This is a genomic window from Actinomadura sp. 7K534 (genome assembly GCF_004348575.1).
Lineage (GTDB): Bacteria > Actinomycetota > Actinomycetes > Streptosporangiales > Streptosporangiaceae > Spirillospora > Spirillospora livida.
The window spans coordinates 1-1639 of the sequence record NZ_SMKB01000466.1 but is presented as its reverse complement, the minus strand read 5'-3'; the positions used below and the strand labels follow the sequence as shown (position 1 = coordinate 1639).

At 73.2% G+C, this 1639-nt stretch carries 2 protein-coding genes; both read right to left on the bottom strand.

The annotated features are described in order from the left end of the window. Window positions 1-796, bottom strand: a 796-nt coding sequence (locus E1266_RS37140; protein ID WP_243719370.1) for a histidine kinase, incomplete at its 3' end; no start/stop codon positions are given. Between the two features lie 162 nt (window positions 797-958). Continuing rightward, window positions 959-1639: PD-(D/E)XK nuclease family protein (locus tag E1266_RS37135; protein ID WP_132055250.1), on the bottom strand; the 681-nt coding region annotated here is incomplete at its 5' end.

Below are 1639 nucleotides of genomic sequence, written 5' to 3'. Positions count from 1 at the left end.
CAGGCCCCGGCTGCGGCGCCAGCTCCCGCCCCTCCCGCTCGGCGTCCCGGTCCGTCCGCAGCACCCCCACGATCCGCCGCATCTCGCTCAGCGCCGTCCGCCCGACCTCCTCGATCGTCGACATCGCCTCACGCGCGCTCCCCGCGTCCCGGTCGATGATCCGCCGCGCCGCACCCGCCTGCACCGTCATCACGCTCACATGGTGCGCCACCACGTCGTGCAGCTCCCGCGCGATCCGCGACCGCTCCTCGATCCGCGCCGCCCGCGCGTCGGTGCCCCGCGCCCGCTCCAGCCGCGCCGCCCGGTCCTCCAGCTCCGCGAAGTACGCCCGCCGCAGCCGCAGGTTCCGGCCCAGCACCCACACCCCGACCACCAGCGCGCAGTCCGTCACGATCACCAGCGGCGACGAGTCCACCGGCGCCATCATCAGGTACACCAGGAAATAGACCGACCCGAGCACCCCGCCCAGCGCGCTCTGCGCCAGCCCCCGGTGCGCCGCCACGCTGTACACGGCGATCAGGAACGCCGCCACGTCGGCCACCGACGGCGGATACCCCGCCACCGACATCGCCAGCTCACCGCCGATGATGAACAGCAGCACCGGCAGCGGATGCCGCCGCCGCCACGCCAGCGACATCGTCACCGCCGCGACCAGCAGCGCGTTCAGCACGTCCGGGTCGCGGAACTGCTCGTAACCCGAATGGTCCGGCAGCTCCTCCAGGAACAGCTCCGGCAGCCCCACCAGCAGCAGGCCCGCGGCCAGCAGCGCGTCGGCGGCCCGAGGACGCGTCCTCAACCAGGCGCGGAAAGCACGAAGACCACGGATGCGGGGTGACACGCTCTCACCCTAGGAGGTCGCACCAGGTAGCGAGCCCTCCTGAACGGGGATCCGCGGTCCTCCCCAAGGAGGACACGGGCGTCCCCACATGACAAAGCCACACCTGGCGTCACCGCGAAACTACAGGTCGTCACGCTCCCGCGCCGAACCCGCCGGCTCCGCCGCGTCCACCGGCACCGCAGGCCGCGCACCCGGAACCACCGGCAGCGGCGGGGGAGTGCCGCCGAACTCCGGGCACCGCTCCTTGTGATCGCACCAGTCGCACAACCGCCCCGGCCGCGGCCGCCACTCCCCGGTGTCCATCGCCCGCCGGATCGCCTGCCACAGCGCCTCCACCTTCCGCTGCGTCGCCCGCAGATCCGCCTCGTCCGGCTCGTACCGCAGGACCTCCCCGTTCCCCAGGTACATCAGCTGCAGCAACCGCGGCACCCGCCCCCGCAGCCGCCACAGCACCAGCGCGTAGAACTTCATCTGGAACAGCGCCCGCGCCTCGAAATCCGCCCGCGGCGCCGTCCCCGTCTTGTAGTCGACGATCCGCACGTCCCCGCTCGGCGCCACGTCCACCCGGTCGATGTAGCCCCGCAGCTTCAACCCCGAATCCAGCACCGTCTCCACGAACAGCTCCCGCTCGGCGGGCTCCAGCCGGCGCGGATCCTCCAGCGTGAAGTACCGCTCCACCATCCGCCGCGCCTGGCCCAGCCACTCCGCGAGCTCCGCGTCCCCGGCGTCCCCCTCCGCGAACAGCTCCGCCAGCTCCGGCTCCGCCGCCAGCAGCCGCTCCCACTCCGGCCCCAGCATCCC